A 22,964-nucleotide genomic window follows, 5' to 3' on the forward strand; every position below is an offset into this window, starting at 1 on the left:
TCCATACGCGGCTCCGCTCTCGAGGTGGGATGGATCGAGTCGCATCCGCTTGACCTTGACACCATGTCAAGGTCTTCACTGGGTGACAAGGAGGTGGAGATCATGACGAACCCACTCAACAGCCACCAGGCTCGCGAACCGGAACTCCTGCGCGAGACAGACAGCAGGAGCGACACCAGCGACCGCATGCGTGACGCGCTGAGGGCATCGAACCCGCAGCGGCGCCTGCAGGCGGCGATGGCGATCGGCACACGTGCCGAGCCCCGGGACCTCGACGTGCTCATCGCCCGGTGCCGAGTCGAACCGGACTTCTTCGTCCGCGACATGCTCACCTGGGCGCTGACCCGTCTGCCCGCCGATGTCACCGTCGAACCTCTCATCGCCGAACTCGACTCGACCCTGCCGCAGGCGATCAGCCAATCCCTGCACACCCTGTCGAAGATCGGCGACATCCGCGCCTGGCCGCCCATGGATCCGGCCCGGATCGGCACGGCCCTCATCGCCCATTCCGACGCCGAGGCGGCCCGCAGTGCGTGGAGAGCCGCCGTTGCCCTGGTGCCCGGTGAGAGTCGTGAAGAACTGGCATCGGCCCTGGTGACACAGCTGGGTCGCGGAGGAGTCGAGATGCAGAAGAGCCTCAGCCGGGCGATCGTGGCCCTTGGCGACGATCTCGTGTCAGTGGTCGATGAGAGGCTTCACGCAGAGGACGACACAGTGCGGGCTCACGCCATGGCGACCCGGGACATGTTCGATGACCCGGATGCCGGCTTCGCCCACGCCTTGGACGCAGCCAAGCGTGTGGTCGCACTGGGATCCGAGGCCACGGTCCAGATCGGCACAGGGAAGGTCTGATCGTGCGTGCGCCGGCGGGCGGGGCAAGCCCGCCGGCACACGGCCGGGGTCTCGGTCCCCTTCCTCCGGCGCATGGGTCCAGTACCTGTGCGGAGTCCGCCTGCGACCCTTGAGCGAAGTCCGAAAGGGCCCAGATCCCGAAGAGTTTCGGGCCGGCTCTCCCAGCAGGAGGTGACTGCGGCATAGAGTGGCTGACAGCAGAGAAGAGGTGGCAATGCTCATCGGCGAAGTGGCTCGGCGCTCCGGCGTGAGCGCACGCATGCTGCGTCACTACGAATCACTTGGGCTTGTGGCACCCGGCCAGCGGACGCCCGGCGGCTACCGGGAGTATTCCGATGCCGATATCGGCCGCATCTTCCATATCGAGGGCCTGCGGAGACTCGGCATGTCCCTGACCGAAGTCGGTCGGGCGCTGTCCGATGCGGACTTCGAACCGGGCCGCGTGCTCGGAGACCTCATCGACCAGGCTCGAGCTCGGATCGCGGCAGAACAACGTCTGCTCGACCACCTCCAGTCCGTCGCCCGACTCGGCCGAGCCGATGGTGAATCGCTCCTGTACACCATCGACCTCATGCGCTCCCTCGAATCCGAGGACGTCATCCAACGGCACAAAGCCGCACTCGGCAGCGGAGTCGACGGAGGAATGCCGATCGAGACTCTGGTGCAAGCGGTTCTGCACGAATCTGTGCTCAACGCGGCAGGAGCAATGCGATGGGCACTCGCCCAGGCCGGCGCCGAGGCCGTGCCTCATGTGGCGAAGGGCATGGAGGACGAATCTGCCCTGGTGCGCCGCAACGCTCTGCTCGCCCTCGACGAGATCCGCCGAACCACCCCAGCTGAGAAGCTCGGCTCATGTGTACGGTCGATGATCCGGCAGGCGCTGCGTCGCGGCCTCGACGATGCCGATCCCGACATCCGCAGCAGCGCCGCGCTCACCCTCGGCCACTCCGGCGATGCGAAGGCCGTGCCCATGCTGCTCGACATGGCCATGAACGGGCCGAAGGACATCGAAGCGGCAGAGACTCTCGCCGCCTTCGTCGCGACTGGATCGCACGCCGACATCGGCGACCAGATCGTCACCGAGCTGCACCGGCACGCAGACTCCGACGATACGACGATACGGTTCCGGGTGCTCCAGGTCCTCGTCGAAATCCCCGGAGAGTGCAGCGACGACTTCATCGCCGAACTCAGCGGAGACGACAGTCCGGAACTCGCGGCCACCGCCCTCGCCGCCCTCGACCGCCGCCGTCGGGAACAGCCGCCGCGCAGGGGGCGAACCTGACCGCCTCCGGTCGGGCCGCCTCGGTGAAGGGAGGCAGGGAATCCTCATTCCGGGCGCTGGAGGCGGTTGGCTAAACTGGCGCCCATGACTGTGAGCGGTGAGCAGAAACGGCGGCTGAGGCAGCCGTTCGTCTATCGGCGACACCACTTCACACCCACCGGGGTGCTCGACTACCTGTTCTTCCTCTTCGCCGGTGCGGCCTCGACCTGGCTGGCGCTGCTGATTCTGCTCAAAGGGTTCAGCCTCGGCTGGTGGCAGGTGCTGACGCTGCTCGTCTTCTGGGGAGTCGTGTCCTATCTCGCCCTGCCCAGGCTGCATCGCATCCTGACCCAGATCTATGTGCCGAACTACTTCATCGGTCGCACCCGCACCTCCGACGGTCTGCTCGGTGATCCGGTCAACCTCGCCTGGCGCGGCGAGGAAGCGCAGATCCACCACGCGATGCGGGAAGCCGGGTGGATCCTCGCCGACAGCATCACACCCGCATCGACGTGGGAGATCATCCGGTCGACGGTGACGAAGCGCAGCTACCCGCAGGCTCCGGTGTCCCCGCTGCTGCTGTTCGGCAGACGCCAGGACTTCGCCTACCAGCAGGAGATCGACGGCGATCCGGGGCAGCGTCACCACGTGCGGTTCTGGAAATGCCCGCACGGATGGCTGCTGCCCGGCGGACACCAAGCCGATTGGCTGGCCGCGGGAACCTACGACAAAGCCGTCGGCATCTCCCTGTTCACTCTCCAGTTCACCCACAAGATCGAAGAGAACACCGATGTCGAACGCGACCACATCGTCGCCACCGTCACCGGCGTCGACGAAGCGATCTCGGTCGATCGGATCAAGGACTTCTCCACCGGGTACCACTCCCGCAACGGCGGCGGCGATTCGATCATCACCGATGGGCACCTGCCGATCGTCGACGTCACCGAGGTGGTCGCGAACGACGCCGACCACCCCGAACGCCTGGAGCTGGCCCTCGACGCCACTCGCATCTACTCCGAATCGCGAACCGTGTCCGAGGTGACGAAGACACTGTGGCGCCGACGCCCGCTGCAGACCGTGGTCGGGGCGGCGCTCGTCCTCGTCCTCCTGATCTTCCAGGCATGGGATGTCATCAGTATGCTCCTCGACTGGAACGGACTGCGGACCGAAGTCGTCGGCTACAGCTCGGACATCGCCGTACTCAGCGACGACACGGCCACACGCATCGTCGCGGGTGTGCTCATCGGGGTCAGCCTCATCATCGGGTGTCTCCAGGTCATCGCCTCGGCGTCGGTGTTCCGCGGCAGCAACCGGGCCAGACTGTGGATCCTCACTCTCTCGACGATCTCCGTGATCGTGTCGATGACGAACTACTTCACGGGGGACCGCGGCCTGGCGACGAACATGTATGCGCTGATGACGATCGCCATGCAGGTGGCAGTGCTGCTGGCACTGTCGAGCGACTCCTCTCGGATGTTCACCCGCTTCAGTACCGCCGCACTCCGCGCAGAACGGCAGGACCGAGCACTCGAGGACTGATGCGGCGGACCCGTGTATTCTGGCCGTGTCCGATCCACTCCGCACTCCAGCTCGACGCCGAGGCTGGAACACTCACGAAGGCAGGACTCCATGACCGACCAGAACCCCGATGCCTCCGCCTTCGATGCGGTCGACCCGGTTCTCAAAGTCGTCACCGCCGAGATCGAAATCTCAGCTCCCGCCGAAGCGGTGTTCGAACTCATCGCCGATCCGCAGCGACAACCGGAGTGGGACGGCAATGACAACCTCGGCTCGGCCGTCGAGGGTCAGCGAATGCATGGGACCGGCGGCTCCTTCATCACGACCCTGACCAAGGGCGTGGACCGGGAGAACCACATCGTCGACTTCGAAGAGGGGCGGCGCATCGCGTGGAAGCCCTCCGAAGTCGCGGGAGAGCCGTTCGGGCAGAAGTGGGTGTGGGAGATCGAACCGGTCGGGGACGATTCGGTCCTGGTTCGTCATATCTATGACTGGACCGAGCTGCGCGACCCGCAGCGCCTGTCTCGGGCGCAGTCGACGACGGCGGCGAATCTGCTCGCCTCACTCAAAAGGCTCAAACAGCTCGCCGAGAGCTGAGCCGCAGCCGGGGCCCCACCGTCGAAGAGCCGATCGGTCGGGTCACTTCGGCCAGGCGTCGGCCAAGCGCGTGAGCAGTGAGGCCAGCTGCGCCCGCTCGTCCTCTGTGAATGTGCTCAGTGCCTCATCGACGTTCTCACGCTGGGCGCCGCGGAACCTGTTGGTGATCGCACGCCCCTTGTCCGTCAAGGCGATGAGGGTCCGCCGGGCATCATCCGGGTCGGCCTCGCGACGCAGAAAACCGAGCTCGACGCCTTGGGACACAAGTCGGGACGCGCGAGGCTGGTCGACGCCGATGGCATCGCCGAGAGCGCTGACCCCCAAGGCCGTGCCCGCCTGGACGAGGGAGATGAGCAGACGGATGAGCGCACGCCCGCGACCGTGAGCGGCGAACGGTCCGCCGGGATGACGTTTGCCGCCGAAAGGGAAGTCCTCCGGGTGTCGCCCGCCTCCGAAGCCTCCGCGTTCGCCGAAGCCCCCGCGCTCACCGGGGCCGCCGTGCTCACCGAAACCACCGAAAGGTCCGAAACCTCGGGGGCCGCCGGGCCCGCGCCGCCACTGCAGGCGGGTGAGCGCCTCGGCGATCGCCTGAATGTCATCGTTCGTGCTCATGATTCGATTTTACATGTTACTTGACATGCAATCGAATTGCATGTCATTCTGCATGTACATGTCAGATGACAACTAAGGAGATGAGATGACTGCCAACAATGACTTCAACGATGGCCATGACGACTCCACTGCTCCGTCCGACGGCGCGGCAGGTGCGGACAACCAGGAGGACTCACTGAACACTGACGACAACACCGGCACAGGCGATGCCTCGCGCCTCGACGCCGATCGCGATCACGGCGCGGGGGCGGATCAGGCCGATGCGACGGAGAGCGACACGGCCGCAGGCGGAGAGCCCACGAGCGACGCCGACGCTCGCGGCGGCAAGGACGATGACTCCGATGCCGATCTGCCGCAGCTGCTGCGCGAGTTCAGCCACGTGCTGCGCCGCGAATTCCGTTCAGCCGCCGCCGACTCCGGCTTCGACCCTCGCGATTTCGGACGCATGCGGCGAGGACGTCGCCGCTGGGACGCCGAGGACGTGGTCGCCGACGGCGCCGCCTACCCGGACGAACCGGTGACCTACGGCCCGCCGCGCGGCCGGGGCGGAGGGGGGCCATCGAAGAACATCGACCCCGAGCAGCTGCGCCGGCGCTTCCGCGATATGCGCGACGGAGTCGGTGACCGCATCGAAGAGGTGCTCACCTCCGAGGAGTTCGAGAACCTCAAGGCCTCGCTGTCGAAGATCGTCGAGAACTTCGGCCCCGAACGCTGCGGAGACGACTCGGACCGGCACGACGGGCCGCACGAGCACTCTCACGATCATGACCATGCGCACCGAGGCGGCCCTGACCGCCACGAGGCTCACGGGCCACACGGAGGGCGCGGCGATCGTGATGGACGCCGCGGGGGAGGCCGCGGACGCCGCGGGTTCGGCCCGAACTTCGGTCCCGGCTTCGGTCCGGGCCGACGAGGATTCGACCCCTTCGGTTGGGCCGATGAGCGCCGCAGCCGCGAGCAGGAGGTCCAAGAGGCCTTCGAGCGCGGATTCGCCGCAGGCTTCGACCAGGGACGCAGCTCATAGCGGAATCGGCCGGGCCGACTGCTGTCTTCGCAGGGTGCGGCTCCGACCACCCGTGAACGCGATGCCGACCCGCACATCCGCGCTGTCCATCAACAGAACGGCACCGTGAAACATCGACGCGATCCGGCCGAACCTCCAGTTTCGACCGGATCGCGTCTGCGCGCGGAGACCTCCCGCCGGGCGGCGGTTCCGCGGCCGTCGCGGCTGCTGAGACAACGGCTGGGTGCCGGAGCCTCGGTGCGCTCAGCTGCGGGAGAGCACCGCCCCGAGGTCATCGAGCACAGCGCGATCTTCGATCGTCGACGGCACAGCCGGGTCGTCGACGCCATCGGCTATCTGCCGCATCGTCTTGCGCAGGATCTTGCCCGACCGTGTCTTCGGCAGACCCGCGACGATGTCGACGCGTCTGAACGCGGCGACCGGCCCGATCTCCTTGCGCACGAGCGCCACGAGTTCGTCGATGACGGTGTCCGGGTCGATCCCCTCAGCGGAGTCCCCGAGCACGACGAGGGCACGCGGGATCTGTCCTTTCATGTCATCGTGGACGCCGATGACGGCGGCCTCGGCCACGGCCGGGTGGGAGGCGACGACCGCCTCGATGATGCCGGTGGACAGGCGGTGCCCGGCGACGTTGATGACATCGTCGGTGCGACCCATGACGAAGACGTAGCCGTCCTCATCGAGGTAGCCGGAGTCGCCGGTGAGGTAATAGCCGTCGAAGGCGGCGAGGTAGGAGGAGATGAACCGCTCGTCATCGCCCCACACCGTGGCCATGGTGCCCGGTGGCAGCGGCAGCCTGATGACGATGAGTCCTTCCGCTCCGGCAGGAACGGGCCGACCGCCGGGGTCGACGACCTCGACGTGGAAGCCGGGAGTCGGTTTCGTCGAGGATCCCGCCTTGAGGGGGAACCGGGTCAGACCCAAGGGATTGGCAGTGATCGGCCAGCCGGTCTCCGTCTGCCACCAATTGTCGACGACGGGGATGTCGCGCCCGGTCGCCTCGGCGAGGATCTTCGTCGTCCAGTCGTAGGTGTCGGGGTCGAGCCGTTCTCCGGCGAGGAATTCCGCACGCAGGCTCGAGAGATCGTACTTCTTCATCAACTCGCCGTTCGGGTCCTCCTTGCGCACGACGCGCATGGCCGTCGGGGCGGTGAAGTGGACGTTGACCTTGTGCTCTTCGATGGCGCGGAAGAACGCACCCGCGTCCGGGGTGCCCACGGGCTTGCCCTCATAGAGCACCGAGGTGACGCCGGCCAGCAGCGGCGCGTAGATGATGTACGTGTGCCCGACGACCCACCCGACGTCGGAGGCGGTGAACATCGTGTCTCCCGGGTTGAGGCCGAAGACCGTCGGCATCGAGAAGGCCCCGGCCACCGCATATCCGCCGGAATCGCGGACGATCCCCTTCGGCTTGCCGGTGGTGCCCGAGGTGTAGAGGACGTAGAGCTCGTCGGTGGCCTTCACGGTCACCGGGTCGATGCCCTCGGGGGTCTGGCCGAGCAGTTCGGCGTAGTCGAAGTCGTTCTCGCCGAGTTCGCAGCGATGTTCGTCGCGTTGGACGATGACGGTGAAGTCCGGTCTGTTCTCCGCGATGTCGATGGCCTCATCGAGCATCGGCTTGTATTCGAGGACTCGGCTCTTCTCGACCCCGCAGGAGGTCGAGATGACGGCCTTCGGGGCGGTGTCGTCGATGCGCACGGCCAGCTCGTTCGGGGCGAAGCCGCCGAAGACGACGGAGTGGATCGCGCCGAGGCGGGCGCAGGCGAGCATGGCCACTGCCGCCTCGGGGATCATCGGCATGTAGATGACGACGCGGTCGCCCTCGGTCACGCCCTTGTCCGACAGGGCGCGGGCGAAGCGGGAGACTTCATCGAGGAGTTCGGAGTACGTGATCGAGCGGACGGTGTCAGTCACGGGCGAATCGTAGATGAGCGCGGCCTGATCGCCGCGGCCGTTCGCAACATGCCGGTCGATCGCGTTGTAGCAGACGTTGAGCTCGCCGTCGGGGAACCAGCGGTAGATCGGCGCATTCGAATCGTCGACGGCTTTCGTCGGTTCGGTGACCCAGTCGATGTGTTTCCGGGCCTGCTCGAGCCAGAACCCTTCGGGGTCCTCGGCGATGCGGGTCACGACGTCTTCGTAGTCGGCTGCGTGGTTCTCGGTGGTGGTGTCCATGATCCTATTGTGACTCATGGCACAGTCTCGTGCCGAGGTGGGGGCACATCCTCGGTGGAGTGGGGCCGGCACGAAAGTGGACCCGTTTCCCTGCACTCGGACCAGGAGAAGGCACAATGGGGATATGAGATTCCTGGTTGCACTGATCCTCGGCCTGGCCGTGATGTTCGGCCTCAACGCCGTCTTCGACTTCTTCGCGATGGCGCGACCGTGGGGTTCGATCCTCATGGGTGTCATCGTCGGACTGACCATGCTCATCGTCCTGCTCATCTGGGAGGCCGTGCGCCCGACCCACCCGAAGGGCGAATCGGCGAAGGCCAAGCAGAAGGCGCAGAAGAGCGAAGACGAGCGGGCCCGTGCCCGTGCCGAACGGCGTGCCCGACTGGCCGCCGAGGCGGGAGTGAGCCTCGAAGGCATCGACGGCGCCCTGCCGGGATCGACCGCTCAGTCCGCTGAGGGCGAGTCTTCCGAGGGTGAGCCCGCTGAGGCGGCTGCCTCCGAGGCCGAGCCTTCTGAGGGTGAGTCCGCTGAGGTGGCCGCCTCCGGGGGCGAGTCTTCTGAGGGTGAGTCTTACGGGGATGAGCCCGCCAAGGGTGAGTCTTCCGGGGGCGAGTCTTCCGACAGGAAGGACTCGGCTGAGACTGCGGCGACGACGGATTCCGAAGCCGTTGGGCAAGCCTCGGGGCTGGAGGAATCTGACGAGTCGGAAACGACCGAGGATGCGGAATCCGCTCGAGGGAAAGCTCCTGAGACAGACGCGACCGAGGATTCGACCGAGCAGAACGGGGACACGGAATCATCCCTGGAAGCGGACGGAACCGAAGGCGACGACACATCGCAGGATCCGGGGCAGACCGCCGAGGCAGTGCAGCCCGACGCAGCGCAGCCCGACCCGGCGAAGTCCGCCCAGTCGGCGGAGCCCGAAAGTGCTGAAGCTGTCGAAGGCGAAACCTCCACGACCGATGAGAAGCCGGCCGCGCCGACATCGGAATCGTCCGAACTGCCACCGCCTCCGCCGATGCCGCCGTCGTTGCCTGCCCGGCCCACCTCCGCCCCGCAGGCCGGTGCCGCTGATGCGAGGACCGACGACGTCACAGCGGTGCCGTCGCCGCACAAGGGCGAGGCCCGAGACTCCGGGCCCGCTTCGGCGTCCGACCAGGGACTCGAAGAAGCGGCAGACGATCCGGCGACGCTCGACCCGGAGGAATTCGACGAATCCGCCAGTGGCTCCTCGCTCGAGGCGCCGCCGACCGGGGAACCCGGAATGTCGGCAGACGCGCTCGCCGGCAAGCTGCCGGAAGAGGGCGACGAGTCCGCAGACTCGGCAGAAGAAGCGCCTGCCGATGACGAAGCCGAGGACGCTCAGGCCCCTGAACGCAATGGTCCCTCAGCGGAGGAGAACAACCAGTACCGGCTCTGAGTCAGCGCCGGTTCCGCGTCTGCGAGCCGGCTCAGGCGTAGTGGTCGGCGAGGATCTTCAGGCCCTCTTCGATGCTGACGCGGGGAGTCCAGTCGAGGACTTCCTGTGTCCGCCGCTGATCGAACCAATGCGCGGTCGACAGCTGTTCGGCGAGGAACCTGGTCAGCGGGGGCTCGTCATCATGCTCGCCGAGCTCCCACACTTTCTCGACTACGGTTCCCGCAGCCAGCGCCGGAGCCACCGGAATGCGCAGCTTCGGCTCCGCGGCGCCGCCGGCGATCGCGATGCGTGACATCAGCTCACCGATGGGGCGCGGCTGACCGTTCGTCACCACCAGCGCCTCACCATGAGTGGAATCGACCGCGGTCACCGCCGCAGCGATCGCCTCAACGGCATTGTCGACGAACAGGGTGTCGACGAGGGCGGCTCCCGATCCGAGCACCGGCATCCGACCCGCACGGGCGCGGTCGATGACCCGTTCCGTGAGCTGAGTGTCGCCCGGACCCCACATGAGATGGGGGCGCAGGACCAGCACCCGGAAGTCGGGCGAATCCGCACCCAGGGCAATCCGCTCACCGGCCCCCTTCGTCCGCGCATACTCACCGCGCGCGAACTCCGGAGACGCCGGTTCGGCACCGTCGCCGATGATCGAATCACCGGTATGTGCCACCGACGGCGATGAGATATGGACCAGACGCTGCACGCCGGCGGCACGAGCCGCATCGACGAGAGTGCGAGTGCCGCCGATGTTCACGGCCTCGAAATCCTTGGGATCCCCCATCATGGAGACCTTCGCGGCCAAGTGCACGACCGCCTCGGCGTCGGTGACCGCCTGCTCGACGGCAGCCGCATCGGTCACCGAACCCAACACATCGTTGGCACCGTCGACCCCGGAGGGACGACGCTGCAGGGTCGTGACCTCGTGGCCGGCGGTGACGAGCGCGCGGGCGACGGACGAACCGAGCAGCCCGGAGGCTCCGGTGACGCTGATTCTCACTTAAGCTCCTCAGACGCTTCCTCGCACCGGCCCACCAGCCAGGACACTGTCGGCCCAGGCGGCGAGGCGGGAACGGTCGATCTTCGAATTGTGGCGGATGTCGGTGGGGAACTCGGGTGCCACGAGCACCGCTGTCAGGTCATGACCGCCGACCTCGGCGACCTTCTCCCGCAGACGTGCCGTCAGACCCAAGGGTGCCAGACCGGGTGCGAGCGAAGTGCCCTCGGCATCGAGCACCGCGACGAGAGCCTGGGTGCCTGCGGGCCCGATTCCGACCACGGAGCTGCGGCTGACTTGTGCGTCGGCGTCGATGAGCGCCTCGAGCCCGCCGGGCCCGACCGGTCCGCGCGCAGTCGTGACGACATGCTGCAGCCGTCCCTCGAGCCACACCCGACCGTTCTCGTCGATATGGCCGATGTCGTTCGTCCGGTGCCAGTGCAGACCGTGCAGATCATCGCGGGCCGAATCCGCGGTGGTGCGCCACAGGTTGTCATAGCCGGACTTGATGTGGGCGGCACTGACGACGAATTCGCCGAGGCGGCCCTGCGCGGCCTCGCCCTGCAGCAGCTCATCGGCCGATCGGCCGGACTCGTCGATGGCGGCCAGAGCGAGTTCGACGCCGTCGATCGGCTGCCCCACGCACACCCCGAGACCACCGGTGGCATCGGCGGCGGCCACACCGTTACGGTCGATGTCGGTGAGCAGCAGCCCTTCGGTCATTCCGTAGGGGGAGTGGATGGACGCGTTCGGGAAGACCTCGGCGATGGCGTCCATGAGCTCCAGCGGCACGGGCGCACCAGCCGAGAGCACGAGCTCGACCCCGGCGCACGCGGCCCGCTGCTGGCCATCGAGCTCCGAGGCGGTCGCGGCGACGTTCGCGTACGCCGCCGGTGAGGCGAAGACCATGGTCGCCCGCCCGGCGATGATCGCATCGGCGATCGCGCTCGCCGTGAGCGTCTTCGGTTTCGTCACCGACATGTCCGGTGTCACCGAGGTGGCCCCGATGGCCGGCCCCAACAGGGCGAACGGTGGGAAGCCGGCCACCAGGCCAGTGCCCTCCGTGACGTCGAAGGTCGTGGTGAGCACGGCCGCCAGTGCGGAGATGTTCGCATGCGTATAGCGCACGCCCTTCGCCGGTCCGGTCGAACCGGAGGTGAAGAGGATCGCCGCATCGGCATCCGGTGCCGGGGACGGCAGCTCGTGCCGGTGCGGTGTGCGGGAGAGTTCGGTCAGGCTCGTCTCGGCCTTGAACAGGCGGGAGCGCACGGGCCCGAGCGGGCTGACGGAGATCCGTCTCCCCGGCCACCCGAAGGCACGTGCCAGGGTGAGTCCGGGCAGTTCGCCGATGATCCACTGCGGATCCGCCGAGGTGATCGCCCGGGTCATCCCCTTCGGGCCGAGTCCGGCATCGGCGACGACGGCGACCGCACCGATCTTCAGGCACGCGTAGAGTGCGGCGGTGAGATTGTTGCCCGGCGGGACGAGCATCGACACCCGGTCCCCGGGCTTCACGCCGAGGTCGAGCAGCCCGTTCGCGATCGACGTGGTGACGTGCCACAGGTGGCGCCACGTGATCTGCTGCGCCGGATTCTGCGCGAAGTCGACCGACGCGATCGTCTCGTCGTCACGGCGGGCATCGAGGATCGCCGTCACCGCGCGGATGTCCGCGGCGTCGGAATCCCGCACCGAGGCAGGGTCGGCGCCGAAGGTCGATCCCTTCGCCGAGGCGGCCGTGCCTGACCGCTCGGACGATCCCTTCGCGAGGGCCGCCTCGGTGGGGGAGCTCGCGGTGTCAGGCGCATCGAACCGGGCGCTCAGCCAGTCGAGGACGAGACCGGGAACATCATGGTCTTCGCTGACGAGGTGGGAGGCCGTTTCGAAGCGGTGCACGTCGGCCTGTGGCAGGCGCCCACGCAGGTCCCGCAGATAGCGTTCGAGGAACACCGGATCCTTCGGGCCCCACACGAGCAGGGCCGGCTTGTCGAAGGCAGCGATGTCATCGCCGATGCGCTGGAGCTCGGGGTCCGAGGGATGATCGGCATCGACGGGGATATCGGCGACGAAGTTGCCGATCGCCCACCGGTCCGCAGGCGTACGATACGGGGCGTGGAATGCGTCCTTGGTCTCGGCATCGAGGTCGCCGAGTCCCATGGTCACGCGCAGGAACCAGTCGGTGAGCACGGTGGCCGTCGGCAGCATGGGCCCGGCCAGAGCGGCGCGCAGCGGTGCGGGCAGCGGGGCGTCCTCGGGCTGGTGGACGGCGGTGTTGAGGCTGATGGCCGCGGCGACGAGGTCCGTGTTGCGGGCGGCCCAGCCGAGCGAGAGGACTCCGCCCCAGTCGTGGCCGATCGTCACGATCGGGTGGGCGGCAGATCCGGTGTCGGCCACCTCGGCGATCAGGGTCGTGACGACGGCGTCGAAATCGTTGATGCGATCGGTGATCCGGCGCACCTCGGCGGATTTCGGGGTCGGCATCGCCGAATGGGGCAGCCGTTCGGAGAAGCCCATCTCGAGCTGATCGGGGGCGATGAGCCGCCAGGCGCGGCCGCCGGACTGGGCGGCCTCGACGGTGGCGCGGGCCAGCCGACGCCACAGATACGACCACGTCGGGTTGCCGTGCAGGGCGACGATCGTGCCCGCCGGCTCCACACCGGCCGCGGTCAGGGCGGGCAGGGTGTCGAGCACGTGGAACGCATGCGTCCCATCGGCGGTGCTCGCCTCGACGATTCGGGACCAGGCGGGGTCCCACTCGGGCAGCTGCGGGGGAATCGTGGCCGGCCGTGCAGGAAATCTCATGAAGGTCTCTACCACTCGATCTCGGTCATGGCGGTGTTGAGGCCGGAGCCGACGCCCATGCACAGGATGCGGTCGCCGGGCCTGAGGTTCTCGGCCTCACGGGACAGGGTGATGGGCAGGGAGGCGGGGCCGACGTTGCCCAGTTCCGGGTAGCTCACGGGGATCCGGTCGGGGTCGAGGTTCGCGGCCTTCGTGATCGAATTCGTGTGCACATCGGAGACCTGATGCATGACGTAGCGGTCCATCTCCCGCCAGTCCCAGCCGGTTTCGTGGGCTTCCTCCCATGCGGCGACGACGAGTTCCATGCCGCCGGAGAGCAGTCCCTTCGTGTCGGTGAACATTCCGTTGTGGTCGCCGACGCACAGTTCGTGATGCTGGGTGGCCGCACGGGTGATGCCGCCGAGGATGCGGTGGCCGTCCGGATGTCTGTCGGCCGGTCCGAGGACGGCGGCGGCAGCGCCGGAGCCCAGGGTCAGAGATGCGAATTCGTTGAGGTATTCCTCCCGGGTGATGTCCGGACGGTTGAGGCGGCGCAGCGTCGCCTCCTGAACGCGGGAGGCGTCTTCGCCGGCGACGATGAGGGCGTATTCGATCTGCCCGGCGTCGATCATGTTCGCGGCCAAGGTCATGCCGTTGACGAAGCCGAGGCAGGCGTTGGCGATGTCGAAGTTCATCGCCTGCGGGCCGAGTCCGATGCCGGCGTGGACACCGACGGCCACGGACGGTTCCAGGTGTTCACGGGTCACGGAGGTGTTGACCATCAGTCCGATGGCGTCGGGAGGGATCCCTGCCTCGGCGAGGGCCTGCTTCCCGGCCGCGATCGCACCGTCGGCGAACTGGTGGGGCTCATCCCAGTTGCGGCGGGCGTACACGCCGGCGACGCGCTGGAGCAGACCCTGCGGCAGGTTGAGGGATGACAGCGTATCGGCGAGGCGCTCGTCGAATTCCTGGGAGGTCACTTCGTTCGGGGCCAGGGTCTCGGTCAGGCCGAGCAGGGCCACGTTCGAGTGCCGAAATGTTGCGTTGCCATTCGCCAATTGAGGTACTCATCCCTTTTCGGGTCGTTCGTCGGTGTCGATATCGGCCGCAGAGGCGCGCGCGTGACGCGTCACGACGGGGGAATTCCGGACCTATCTTACCGCCCGGTTTCTGAGATGTTCATCAGCGCGTGAACCAGGTGAAGCCGTCGTAGAGCAATCCCGTGGCGGCGAGCACGGCGATGACCGCAAGAACGAACGAGGTCACGGTGTGTGAGACCTTCGACGTCTGGAAGCGCACGGCACGCGAATACGACATGGGGCGATCGGTGACGTTATGGCCGAACTGGGCGAAGATCCGCCAGTCCATGACGTCGATGAGCGACTTCGCGGCGAGGGTGAATACGATGATGCAGCCGATGCCCATGAACAGCAGGAACACGAAGCCGAAGAAGCCGAAGTCCTTGAAGAATGTCACGACCCGGTCGCCGATGGCCACGGCGAACGCAGAGAAGCCGTCGCTGAAGGGCAGGGCATCGAACGAGTCGGTGATCGTGGACAGGCTGATGTTGTCGCGAACCGTCTGCACGGATCCGATGTACATGAAGATCGAGGCGGCCAGGGCGACGAGCAGGTTGATGATCGAGATCGTCGCATTGTCCGGCCAGAAGTCCAGGTGCTTGAGCGTATAGGTCGCCGAGAGAGCGACGCAGATGATCGCGCCGGTCAGCGCACCGATGGTGGCCGGCAGCAGCAGATTGTTGAAGAACACGAAGGCGACGACGGCGATGAGCGCGGCACCGAGGATGTAGGTGAACACTGCGACGGTGTCGCCGTTGGCCGCGGTGGCGGCCCGCCGGTTCGCTTCGATCATCTGTCCGGAATGCTGGATGTTGGCGGCGAGGTCGTTCTTCGTGGCCCGCGGCAGATCGCCGTCCCCGTCGTCATAGCCCTGGGCGTTGCCGGGAAGCACACGGGTCTCATCCTCGCTGCTCCACGGGCGGCCGGACTGGGTGTAGCCCGACTGGCCGTAGCCGGACTGTCCGTAGGGGTTGTGGCCGTAGCCGCCCGGAGTCTGCGGGTAGCCGCCCTGAGCACCCGACCCGCCTGTCGGGTTCCGGGGCTGCCATCGTCCGAGCTTCGCTCCGATGAAGTAGATGGCGAAGACGACGAGAGCCGCGAGGACTCCGATGGAGATGCCGGCGCCGAGCTCGTTCATAAGGATGACTTCCTGGGATGGACAACGGTGGTCGTCATTTCAGTCTATGGACTCATGCCCCTCAGAGCACGCTCTGTCCCGCATGTGCGCGCGTTTCGGCGCGATCTGCTGGTCGATCCACGGCGCTCAGGACGTCGAAACGACCTGGATCGACCAGGAAATCGCTCCGGCGGTTCACTCCTGCCTGAGAGGGGTGCGGACGCGGCTGTCGCACGATTGTTGGGTCGATCCACGGTGTTCTGAGCCGCGATATCACCGTGGATCGACCCAACAATCGCCGCGCTGCAGACCGTCTCGCGTCACTCGGCCTCGGTGCTGGCGGTTCCTGAGTATGGTGGGGTCAGGTCTGCGCGATCCGCCACCGACGTCCGAAGGAGACACGCGATGAGCAACCCACAGGCATTCACCTCCGAGGCCCTGCCTCTCGATGAGCAGGTTGTGCTCGTCACCGGAGCCGGACGCGGCCTGGGCGCTGCGATCGCGAAGGCGTTCGCCCCGGAGGGTTCGGCGCTGGTCATCAATTACCGGTACTCGGCCCAGGCCGCCGAAGAGCTCGCCGAGGCGGTCCGCGCTCGCGGTGGACGCGCCATGGCCATCGAGGCCGATGTCACCGATTCCCGAGCCGTCGACGCCATGGTCGAAGCGGCGGCCGCCGAGTTCGGGGCGCCCGTGTCCACAGTGGTCAACAATGCGTTCGCAGACTTCTCGTTCAACGGCGATGAGCGCCAGCCGGCCGATGAGATCGACTATTCGGATTTCGCCGATCAGTTCCGCGGTTCTGTCGAAGGCGCGGTCAACACGATCCAGGCTGCGATGCACGGCTTCCGTGAGATCGGTTCCGGCCGGGTCATCAACATCGGCACCAACCTGTTCCAGGACCCGGTCGTCCCCTATCACGACTACACGGCCGGTAAGGCGGCGCTGCTGTCGCTGACCCGGACCTTTGCGAAGGATCTCGGGCCGGCCGGGGTGCGGGTGAACATGGTCTCCGGTGGACTGCTGCGCACTACGGATGCCTCCTCGGCGACACCGGAAGCGGTCTTCGACCAGATCGCGGCCGCCAGTGCGCTGCGACGGGTGACCACTCCGGAGGACTTCGCCTCGGCGGTGGTGTTCTTCGCCTCTCCCGCTTCGCGTGCGGTGACCGGTCAGAACCTCATCGTCGACAACGGTCTCGTCATGGGCTGAGGCGGCCGACCTTGAGATGGGCGGGCCTCGCCCGCCAGCTTCGACGAGGGTGAGCGGCGGGCGGCCTGCAAGGGTGGCCCCGGAGTCGGGGAGAGGGCTTCAGAAGCGATCGAGGAAGGCCAAGGCCCTCTCGTAGAGCAGTTCGGCGCTGGCCTCGCGGTAGTCCGGGGTCGTCGGGTCGCTGAACAAGTGGGAATCGCCGGGGTAGAGGAAGTACTCGGCCTGCGCACCCGCCTTCGCCGCGGATTCCATCAGAGTCTCGATCGTGCCCGGGCTGCGCCAGGAGTCATCGACGGCGAAATGCGCCTGCACCGGCACCTCTGCCTGCCAGCGGGTCGGCTTCGGGAAGCCGCCGCCGTGGAAGAGCAGGACGCCGTCGGCTCGCGGATCGTTCTTGCCCATCTGCTGTGCCAGCGCGGCTCCCAGCGAGAATCCGCCGAAGACGAGATCGTCACCGAGGTCCTCGCACGCTTCCTTCGTCCGGTCCACGAGGGTTGAGAACCCGACCTCCTGGGAGTGGGCGACTCCCGTTTCGGCGGTGTCGAACGTCTTGCCCCCGTAGACGTCGGGGGTGTGGACGGCGTGTCCGGCCAGGGCGAAGCGTTCGGCGATGGCGTCCATTCCGGACGTCCGCCCCAGTGCCGAGTGGAGGAGAACGAGAGTGGTCATGAGCAATCCTTTCGAAAGGGACATCGGGGCCGGCACCTGAGTGGTCGGCTCGGCGAGTCAGCGGCTGTGACCGCGAGGAATGGTGAAGGTGTCGGCGCGGGCGGTGGCCCAGTCGTCGGCCCACTCTTCGGGGGCGTCATCGAGGAGCTCGCCGGGCTTGAGCCAGTCGTAGAGACGGGCATAGGACCAGGACTCGGAGGCCGAGACATTGCGTCGCAGCATCGTCGGTTCTAGCTCGTCCGGTGCGGCCGCACCCATCGACGCCATGAGGCGGACCGCCTCGGCGACGACTCCGTCGTGGTAGTTGCGCACCCGATCGGCCTTGGTGGGCACATCGATGGCCCGCGTTCGCCGCGGATCCTGAGTGGCGACGCCGACGGGGCACTTGCCCGTGTGGCAGACCTGGGCCTGGATGCAGCCGACGGCCATCATCATCGCCCGGGCCGAGTTCGTGAAGTCCGCACCCTGGATGAGTCGTTTGACGATGTCGGTGCCGGTGGCGATCTTGCCCGATGCGCCGACCTTGATCTTCTTGCGCAGCCCCGCGCCGACGAGCGCATTGTGCACGATCATCAGCCCCTGGGTCAGCGGCAGCCCCACATTGTCTTCGAACTCCAGCGGCGCCGCACCGGTGCCGCCTTCTGAACCGTCGACGATGATGAAGTCCGGCAGGATGTTCGTCTCGACCATGGCCTTGACCATTCCGAGGAACTCCGTGCGCGAACCCACGCACAGCTTGAAGCCGGCAGGCTTGCCGCCGGAGAGCTCACGCATCGTCCGGATGAACTCCAGCAGCTCGATCGGAGTCGAGAACACATTGTGTCCGGGAGGGCTGATGCAGGTCTGTCCGACGGGGATGCCGCGGATCTGTGAGATCTCCTCGGTGACCTTCGGTCCCGGCAGCACACCGCCGATGCCGGGCTTCGCGCCCTGGGAGAGTTTGAGCGAGGTCATCTTCACCTGCGGGTCCTGCGCCTTCTCGGCGAAGGTCTCGGGATCGAATTCTCCGTCGGAGGTGCGGGCACCGAAGTAGCCGGTGCCGAGTTCCCAGATGAGGTCGCCGCCGTGTTCACGGTGATACGGCGAAATGGATCCTTCGCCGGTGTCGTGGGCGAATCCGCCCATCGCGGCACCCTTGTTCAGTGCCCGGACGGCGTTGTCGCTCAGGGAGCCGAAGCTCATCGCCGAGACGTTGAGCAGCGAGATGTCGTATGGCTGCGTGCATTCGTCACCGCCGATGTGCACGCGCGGCGGACGCGGCGGATTGGGGATCGGCATATTCGAGTGCATGAGAGCCTCGTAGCCGGTGCGGTCGACATCGCGTTCGGTGCCGAACGCGTGCTCGGAGTGGGTGCCCTTGGCGCGTTCGTAGATGGTGGTGCGGGTGTCGCGGCTGAAGGGGCGCCCGTCCCAGTTGCGTTCGATGAAGTACTGCTGGATCTCCGGCCGGATCGACTCCAGCAGGAACCGTGCGTGTCCGGCGACCGGATAGTTGCGCAGGATCGAGTGCTTCTTCTGCGTGAGATCCCATGCGGCGAGTGCGCCGAGCCCGATCGCCGAGGCGGCCGCCGCCACTCCGGCGAACTGCTTGCCTGCCGAGTCGCCGGTGACCATCCGGACAACGGGGAATTGCCGTTTCATTGTGCCTCCTTGAACTGTCCTGACCTCGAGCCTAGACCGGGAGGGCGCGGATTTCAGGAAAGGCAGACCTGAGAAGGCGGCGGACTGCTGGGAAGCAGACTCAGAACAGCCCGCTGAGCAGCTCGTCGACCTGCAGCGAGTAGGCGACGATGAGGGTGAGCCCGGTGGCGATCCACGCGATCTCCTTGTCCTGGGCGAAACCGCGCAGCGGGCCCCGCCCGCAACGCAGACCGCCCGCCAGGACGATGCCGAGATCGATGATCCACCAGATCCCCAACCCGCCGAGGCTGACCAGCTTGAGCACGCCCGTGCGGTATCTGCGGGTGTAGAACCGATCCAGACCGAGGAAGCCGAAGAGCAGGGACAGCAGCCACGTGATGACGAAGGAGCGGTTGCCGAGGCCGTCCGGGTCGGGGTCGTCGAGCGGGGCGAGGGATTCGAGGGACGAGGCGGAGACACCAGGGGAGGGCACTGCCGGATTGTGCTCCGCAGCGGACGAGGCGGAGGGCGCGGCAACACTGTTCGCGGCAGCTTCGCCGGGTGCGGGGATCTCGTCGGTCGCCGTCATCGCTGTGGTCGTCCATTCACTGCTCGTCGAACTTATGGTCTCACCCTATGAAGCGGCGGGCCGCCTCGGCGATGGGGTTATCCTCCGCATCCGCGGAACCGCAAGACCGCACGACCGCGCGTTCGCGCATCAGCTCCGCATCCGCGGACCCCGCGGTGTCCGGTCTCACACGGTCCGGGACTCGGAATCGTTTGAGCCGGTGCTCCTGGCGGGCATAGCGTGGGGACCATGAGCACAGGTGAGCCGAGTCCGACGAGCACTCGGCGCACCGTCGCGGCGGTGTTCCTCGCGGGGGTCTCCGTCTTCCTCGTCCTCTACGAGACCCAGGGCCTGCTGCCGGCGATCCGGGACGCCTACGGAATCGACGGTCCGACCGCGAGCCTGACCGTCTCCGCGACGAACGTGGCCATGGCCTGCTTCCTCATCCCGTTCTCCATGCTCGCCCCGCGCATCGGCCATGCCCGGCAGATCGGTGCGGGAGTGATCGTCGCGGCGATCCTCGCTCTCGTCCTGCCCTTCACACCGACCCCGGAGCTGCTCATCGCCGTCCGGTTCCTCCAGGGCCTGGCGATCGCCTCGGTGCCGGCCACGGCCATGGCCTACCTGTCCCTGCGGCTGCCGCCCGCCGCCCTGCCCGGAGCGATCGGTGTCTACATCGCCGGCAACACGATCGGCGGACTCTGCTCGAGGCTGCTCACCGGGCTGGCCTCCGAATTCCTCGGCTGGCACGGCGGACTCGCGTTCACCGCGGCCGTGTCACTGATCTTCGGCCTCATCGTCGTCTGGCTGCTGCGCCACGACCTCTTCTCCACCGCCCGCAGCCGCGCCGTCCTCGACACGGATCCCGGCGAGCCCGATCCGACCGAGGCCGATTCCACCATCACCGAGGCGGCCGACCGTGACGCTGTCACCGCAGTCGGGGAGGTCGACGAGGCCGGGAGCGCACCACCGCCTCGGCGGGCGATTCCGCTGAGCGGGGGACTGTGGCGGATCTACCTCACCGGGTTCCTGTGCATGATCGTCTTCGGCGGATCATTCACGATGCTGGGCACCCGCCTGCAGCAGGACCCGTGGCATCTGAGCGAGGGCGCGGTCGCCCTGTTCTTCCTCATCTATCTCGTCGGCACCGTCGTCACCACGTACTACGGGCGCCTGGCCACGAAGTACCCGCGCACCCGGATCACCCTGGCCGGAATGGTCATCGCGCTCGTCGGCGCGGGACTGACGCTCGTCGAATCGCTCGTGGTGATCATCCTCGGCATGTCGCTGCTCACCGCCGGATTCTTCCTCGGACACACGGGTGCCTCCGCGGCTGCCAGCGCCGCCCGCCCGGGAGTCGACTCGACCCGATCGTCGGCCATCTACCTCACCGTGTACTACCTCGGCACGAGCCTCGGCGCCTGGCTCTCGGCGGTCCTCTTCGCCGACTTCGCCTGGCCCGGCGTCGTCGGCATGTGCGCGGCGTCCCTGATCGCCGTGTTGGTCTTGACGCTGACGGGAGCTCCGATAGGGTTCAGGAAACGCAACTGATCGCTCGTTCAGGGTCACCGGTGCCTGCGCCGGCGTCCTGCGGTCGGAACGTGTCCCGCCTTCGCCGGCTGCTGCTGCACCGGCTCCGCCTTCGAAAGGTCAGCTCATGCCCGAGACCACCGACTCGACCATCGTCTACTCGATCACCGACGGGGTCGCCCATGTCGAGATCGACCGTGCCGAGAAGCTCAATTCGCTCACCCGAGAGGTCTTCGAGGACCTCGTCGAGGCGGGGCTCGCGCTCAAGGACTCGACCGAGGTCAAGGCCGTGGTCCTGTCCGGTCGCGGTCGTGCCTTCAGCGCGGGCCTCGACTTCACCGAACTCGCGCGGATCGCCGAGGCGGGAACCGCGACCCGTTCGTCGGCTGAGGAAGCGGCCGCTGAGAAGGCCGCCGAGGACACCCCCGGTACCGGTGAGTCGGGTGCTGCGGACTCCGTGGCCGCCGCCGTCGATGTCGGAGAGCGACTCGGTTCGGCCCGGGCCCTGGCACAGAAGGCCGTGCACGTGTGGTCCCTCGTCGAGGTTCCGGTCATCGCGGCCGTGCGCGGGGCGGCGCTCGGCGGCGGGCTGCAGATCGCCCTGGGTGCGGACATGCGCGTGGCCGGCCCCGATGCGAAGCTCTCGCTCATGGAGCTCAACTGGGGAATCATCCCCGATATGTGCGGCACCCAGCTGCTGCCGCGCCTCGTGGGACCGGCGCAGGCGAAGAAGCTCATCGTCACCGCCGATACGATCGGTGCCGAAGAAGCGCTGCGCATCGGCCTCGTCGACGAGATCGCCGAGGATCCGCTCGCCCGGACACTCGAACTGGCCGGGCAGATCGCCGGACAGTCAAGGCCGGCGCTGGTGTGGGCGAAGCGCCTCGTCGACCTCTCGTACGACTCAGATCTGACCACCGGACTCGACGCCGAGCAGGAAGCGCTGGCCGAGCTGCTGGGAACCGACGAGCAGAAGCAGGTCGTAGCCGCACGCCTGGCCGCGATGAAGGCCCGGGCGAAGGGCTGAGGTCGTCCTCGCCCGCGCAAAGGGCTGAGGTCGGCTTCGCCCGCGCGAAGGGCTGAGGTCGTCCTCGCCCGTGTCCTGCTGCGAACAGCCGGGCGCGCGGATCGAACGACGGGCCGGACTCAGGAACCGCGCTTGGAGGGGAACTCCGGGCGGACGGGGTCGATGATCCGGTCTGCGGCGACCGCCTCGGCGACGGTGGAGAATTCGGAGAGCTCACGCAGCAGGACGAATGTCGGACGCATGAGCTTCAGCCGCCCGGCTCCTTCATCGGCGAGGATGCCGGTCACCGAACGCCACTCGCTCGTGTGCGCCTCCGTCGTCTGATGGTGAGCGCCGACGAGCTCGGTGGCCGCGATCGTATAGAAATACGTGTCGAAGCGCTTGGGCCGTCCCAGGGGAGTCACCCAATTCGCCCACGGCAGGAGCCCGGCCGGGTCGAGGATCGCGCCCGTCTCCTCCTCGACCTCACGCACGGCGGTGGCGAGCAGGACGCGCCACCCCTCGGCATCCTCGGCGATGGTCGATCGGGACCATGCGGAGGTGTGCACCTGCGGATCGGGGACGATGATGGTCGGAGCGGTCGTGGAATCGACGGGGTCGACGCGACCGCCGGGGAAGACGACGACACCGGCGGCGAAATCCATCGTCGACACACGGTGCTGGACGAAGACCTCGAGCCCCTCGTCCCCGTCGCGAAGCATGAGCACGCTGACGGCGGGCCTGATCGGCACCGCCTCGGGGTCGGTGATATCGGGACCGCGGCTCGCGCTGTCGGCCGTATCCGAACGGTCGGAGCCCTCGGGGTTGATATCTCGAATCACGGTCAGCACCTTCGCTCTCAGCAATTGATGTCGCCTTCCAGTATGCCCGCGCACCCTCGCCGAGGCGGAGCCGGGGTGCCCGGACGGGTGATG

The 22,964-nt window shown here is 67.3% G+C and carries 19 protein-coding genes; 9 read left to right on the plus strand and 10 right to left on the minus strand.

What is annotated here, in order from left to right; translation table 11 throughout:
• The first annotated feature begins 102 nt into the window (after positions 1 to 102).
• The 4 genes from GUY37_RS01210 to GUY37_RS01225 all read left to right on the plus strand — a co-directional run bounded on the left by GUY37_RS01210 (position 103) and on the right by GUY37_RS01225 (position 4,228).
• Entirely contained in the window at positions 103 to 852 is a 750-nt protein-coding gene (locus GUY37_RS01210) for a HEAT repeat domain-containing protein (protein WP_228278286.1), read from the plus strand.
• A gap of 187 nt (positions 853 to 1,039) precedes the next feature.
• Positions 1,040 to 2,134, plus strand: coding sequence for a MerR family transcriptional regulator (locus GUY37_RS01215; protein WP_228278287.1), 1,095 nt, complete (start codon positions 1,040 to 1,042; stop codon positions 2,132 to 2,134).
• Positions 2,135 to 2,218: 84 nt separating this feature from the next.
• Positions 2,219 to 3,652, plus strand: a complete 1,434-nt coding sequence (locus GUY37_RS01220) for an LssY C-terminal domain-containing protein (protein WP_166821189.1) — start codon at positions 2,219 to 2,221, stop codon at positions 3,650 to 3,652.
• A gap of 90 nt (positions 3,653 to 3,742) precedes the next feature.
• Complete coding sequence (locus tag GUY37_RS01225) at positions 3,743 to 4,228, plus strand: SRPBCC family protein (protein WP_166821192.1); 486 nt, start codon at positions 3,743 to 3,745, stop codon at positions 4,226 to 4,228.
• A 42-nt stretch (positions 4,229 to 4,270) separates the two neighbouring features.
• Here GUY37_RS01225 and GUY37_RS18960 read toward each other — a convergent pair whose 3' ends face one another.
• On the minus strand, positions 4,271 to 4,840 hold the full coding sequence (locus GUY37_RS18960) for a MarR family winged helix-turn-helix transcriptional regulator (protein ID WP_208094737.1): 570 nt from the start codon (positions 4,838 to 4,840) through the stop codon (positions 4,271 to 4,273).
• 85 nt (positions 4,841 to 4,925) lie between these two features.
• On the opposite strand from GUY37_RS18960, the gene GUY37_RS01235 reads away from it, so the two are divergent.
• Positions 4,926 to 5,864 carry a hypothetical protein gene (locus GUY37_RS01235; protein ID WP_166820664.1) on the plus strand — a complete coding sequence of 313 codons (939 nt, stop codon included), beginning with the start codon at positions 4,926 to 4,928 and terminating at the stop codon, positions 5,862 to 5,864.
• 243 nt (positions 5,865 to 6,107) lie between these two features.
• Here GUY37_RS01235 and GUY37_RS01240 read toward each other — a convergent pair whose 3' ends face one another.
• Positions 6,108 to 8,039: an acetate--CoA ligase gene (locus tag GUY37_RS01240; protein WP_166821194.1), complete on the minus strand. Its 1,932-nt coding sequence runs from the start codon at positions 8,037 to 8,039 to the stop codon at positions 6,108 to 6,110.
• A 124-nt stretch (positions 8,040 to 8,163) separates the two neighbouring features.
• On the opposite strand from GUY37_RS01240, the gene GUY37_RS01245 reads away from it, so the two are divergent.
• Positions 8,164 to 9,459, plus strand: a complete 1,296-nt coding sequence (locus GUY37_RS01245; protein WP_166821197.1) for a hypothetical protein — start codon at positions 8,164 to 8,166, stop codon at positions 9,457 to 9,459.
• A 31-nt stretch (positions 9,460 to 9,490) separates the two neighbouring features.
• Here GUY37_RS01245 and GUY37_RS01250 read toward each other — a convergent pair whose 3' ends face one another.
• The 4 genes from GUY37_RS01250 to GUY37_RS01265 all read right to left on the minus strand — a co-directional run bounded on the left by GUY37_RS01250 (position 9,491) and on the right by GUY37_RS01265 (position 15,448).
• Complete coding sequence (locus GUY37_RS01250; RefSeq protein WP_166821200.1) at positions 9,491 to 10,456, minus strand: NAD-dependent epimerase/dehydratase family protein; 966 nt, start codon at positions 10,454 to 10,456, stop codon at positions 9,491 to 9,493.
• 9 nt (positions 10,457 to 10,465) lie between these two features.
• Positions 10,466 to 13,252, minus strand: a complete 2,787-nt coding sequence (locus GUY37_RS01255; protein WP_166821203.1) for an alpha/beta fold hydrolase — start codon at positions 13,250 to 13,252, stop codon at positions 10,466 to 10,468.
• A gap of 8 nt (positions 13,253 to 13,260) precedes the next feature.
• Positions 13,261 to 14,289 carry a 3-oxoacyl-ACP synthase III gene (locus GUY37_RS01260; protein WP_166821206.1) on the minus strand — a complete coding sequence of 343 codons (1,029 nt, stop codon included), beginning with the start codon at positions 14,287 to 14,289 and terminating at the stop codon, positions 13,261 to 13,263.
• 124 nt (positions 14,290 to 14,413) lie between these two features.
• A complete protein-coding gene (locus GUY37_RS01265; protein ID WP_166821210.1) occupies positions 14,414 to 15,448 on the minus strand; it encodes a hypothetical protein in 1,035 nt (344 codons plus the stop codon).
• 384 nt (positions 15,449 to 15,832) lie between these two features.
• Between GUY37_RS01265 and GUY37_RS01270 the strand changes: the two genes are divergently transcribed.
• Entirely contained in the window at positions 15,833 to 16,636 is an 804-nt protein-coding gene (locus tag GUY37_RS01270; RefSeq protein WP_166821213.1) for a 3-oxoacyl-ACP reductase, read from the plus strand.
• A 99-nt stretch (positions 16,637 to 16,735) separates the two neighbouring features.
• Here GUY37_RS01270 and GUY37_RS01275 read toward each other — a convergent pair whose 3' ends face one another.
• The 3 genes from GUY37_RS01275 to GUY37_RS01285 all read right to left on the minus strand — a co-directional run bounded on the left by GUY37_RS01275 (position 16,736) and on the right by GUY37_RS01285 (position 19,514).
• Positions 16,736 to 17,305, minus strand: coding sequence for a dienelactone hydrolase family protein (locus GUY37_RS01275; RefSeq protein WP_166821216.1), 570 nt, complete (start codon positions 17,303 to 17,305; stop codon positions 16,736 to 16,738).
• Between the two features lie 57 nt (positions 17,306 to 17,362).
• A complete protein-coding gene (locus GUY37_RS01280; protein WP_166821219.1) occupies positions 17,363 to 18,946 on the minus strand; it encodes an FMN-binding glutamate synthase family protein in 1,584 nt (527 codons plus the stop codon).
• Positions 18,947 to 19,046: 100 nt separating this feature from the next.
• The gene (locus GUY37_RS01285) at positions 19,047 to 19,514 is read right to left on the minus strand and encodes a TM2 domain-containing protein (RefSeq protein ID WP_166821222.1); all 468 of its coding nucleotides are present in this window, start codon (positions 19,512 to 19,514) and stop codon (positions 19,047 to 19,049) included.
• A 228-nt stretch (positions 19,515 to 19,742) separates the two neighbouring features.
• Between GUY37_RS01285 and GUY37_RS01290 the strand changes: the two genes are divergently transcribed.
• Positions 19,743 to 21,044: an MFS transporter gene (locus tag GUY37_RS01290; protein WP_166821225.1), complete on the plus strand. Its 1,302-nt coding sequence runs from the start codon at positions 19,743 to 19,745 to the stop codon at positions 21,042 to 21,044.
• A 106-nt stretch (positions 21,045 to 21,150) separates the two neighbouring features.
• Complete coding sequence (locus tag GUY37_RS01295; protein WP_166821228.1) at positions 21,151 to 22,050, plus strand: enoyl-CoA hydratase-related protein; 900 nt, start codon at positions 21,151 to 21,153, stop codon at positions 22,048 to 22,050.
• A gap of 119 nt (positions 22,051 to 22,169) precedes the next feature.
• Here GUY37_RS01295 and GUY37_RS01300 read toward each other — a convergent pair whose 3' ends face one another.
• A complete protein-coding gene (locus GUY37_RS01300) occupies positions 22,170 to 22,871 on the minus strand; it encodes an NUDIX hydrolase (RefSeq protein WP_166821231.1) in 702 nt (233 codons plus the stop codon).
• Positions 22,872 to 22,964 lie beyond the last annotated feature (93 nt).

This window comes from Brevibacterium limosum, from assembly GCF_011617705.1.
Classification (GTDB): domain Bacteria; phylum Actinomycetota; class Actinomycetes; order Actinomycetales; family Brevibacteriaceae; genus Brevibacterium; species Brevibacterium limosum.

Bases quoted from the DNA above. Each gene is read 5' to 3' on its own strand.
- GUY37_RS01210 (WP_228278286.1), top strand. From the start codon at position 103: ATGACGAACCCACTCAACAGCCACCAGGCTCGCGAACCGGAACTCCTG.
- GUY37_RS01220 (WP_166821189.1), top strand. From the start codon at position 2,219: ATGACTGTGAGCGGTGAGCAGAAACGGCGGCTGAGGCAGCCGTTCGTC.
- GUY37_RS01225 (WP_166821192.1), top strand. From the start codon at position 3,743: ATGACCGACCAGAACCCCGATGCCTCCGCCTTCGATGCGGTCGACCCG.
- GUY37_RS18960 (WP_208094737.1), bottom strand. From the start codon at position 4,840: ATGAGCACGAACGATGACATTCAGGCGATCGCCGAGGCGCTCACCCGC.
- GUY37_RS01235 (WP_166820664.1), top strand. From the start codon at position 4,926: ATGACTGCCAACAATGACTTCAACGATGGCCATGACGACTCCACTGCT.
- GUY37_RS01240 (WP_166821194.1), bottom strand. From the start codon at position 8,039: ATGGACACCACCACCGAGAACCACGCAGCCGACTACGAAGACGTCGTG.
- GUY37_RS01245 (WP_166821197.1), top strand. From the start codon at position 8,164: ATGAGATTCCTGGTTGCACTGATCCTCGGCCTGGCCGTGATGTTCGGC.
- GUY37_RS01255 (WP_166821203.1), bottom strand. From the start codon at position 13,252: ATGAGATTTCCTGCACGGCCGGCCACGATTCCCCCGCAGCTGCCCGAG.
- GUY37_RS01265 (WP_166821210.1), bottom strand. From the start codon at position 15,448: ATGAACGAGCTCGGCGCCGGCATCTCCATCGGAGTCCTCGCGGCTCTC.
- GUY37_RS01270 (WP_166821213.1), top strand. From the start codon at position 15,833: ATGAGCAACCCACAGGCATTCACCTCCGAGGCCCTGCCTCTCGATGAG.
- GUY37_RS01275 (WP_166821216.1), bottom strand. From the start codon at position 17,305: ATGACCACTCTCGTTCTCCTCCACTCGGCACTGGGGCGGACGTCCGGA.
- GUY37_RS01280 (WP_166821219.1), bottom strand. From the start codon at position 18,946: ATGAAACGGCAATTCCCCGTTGTCCGGATGGTCACCGGCGACTCGGCA.
- GUY37_RS01285 (WP_166821222.1), bottom strand. From the start codon at position 19,514: ATGACGGCGACCGACGAGATCCCCGCACCCGGCGAAGCTGCCGCGAAC.
- GUY37_RS01290 (WP_166821225.1), top strand. From the start codon at position 19,743: ATGAGCACAGGTGAGCCGAGTCCGACGAGCACTCGGCGCACCGTCGCG.
- GUY37_RS01295 (WP_166821228.1), top strand. From the start codon at position 21,151: ATGCCCGAGACCACCGACTCGACCATCGTCTACTCGATCACCGACGGG.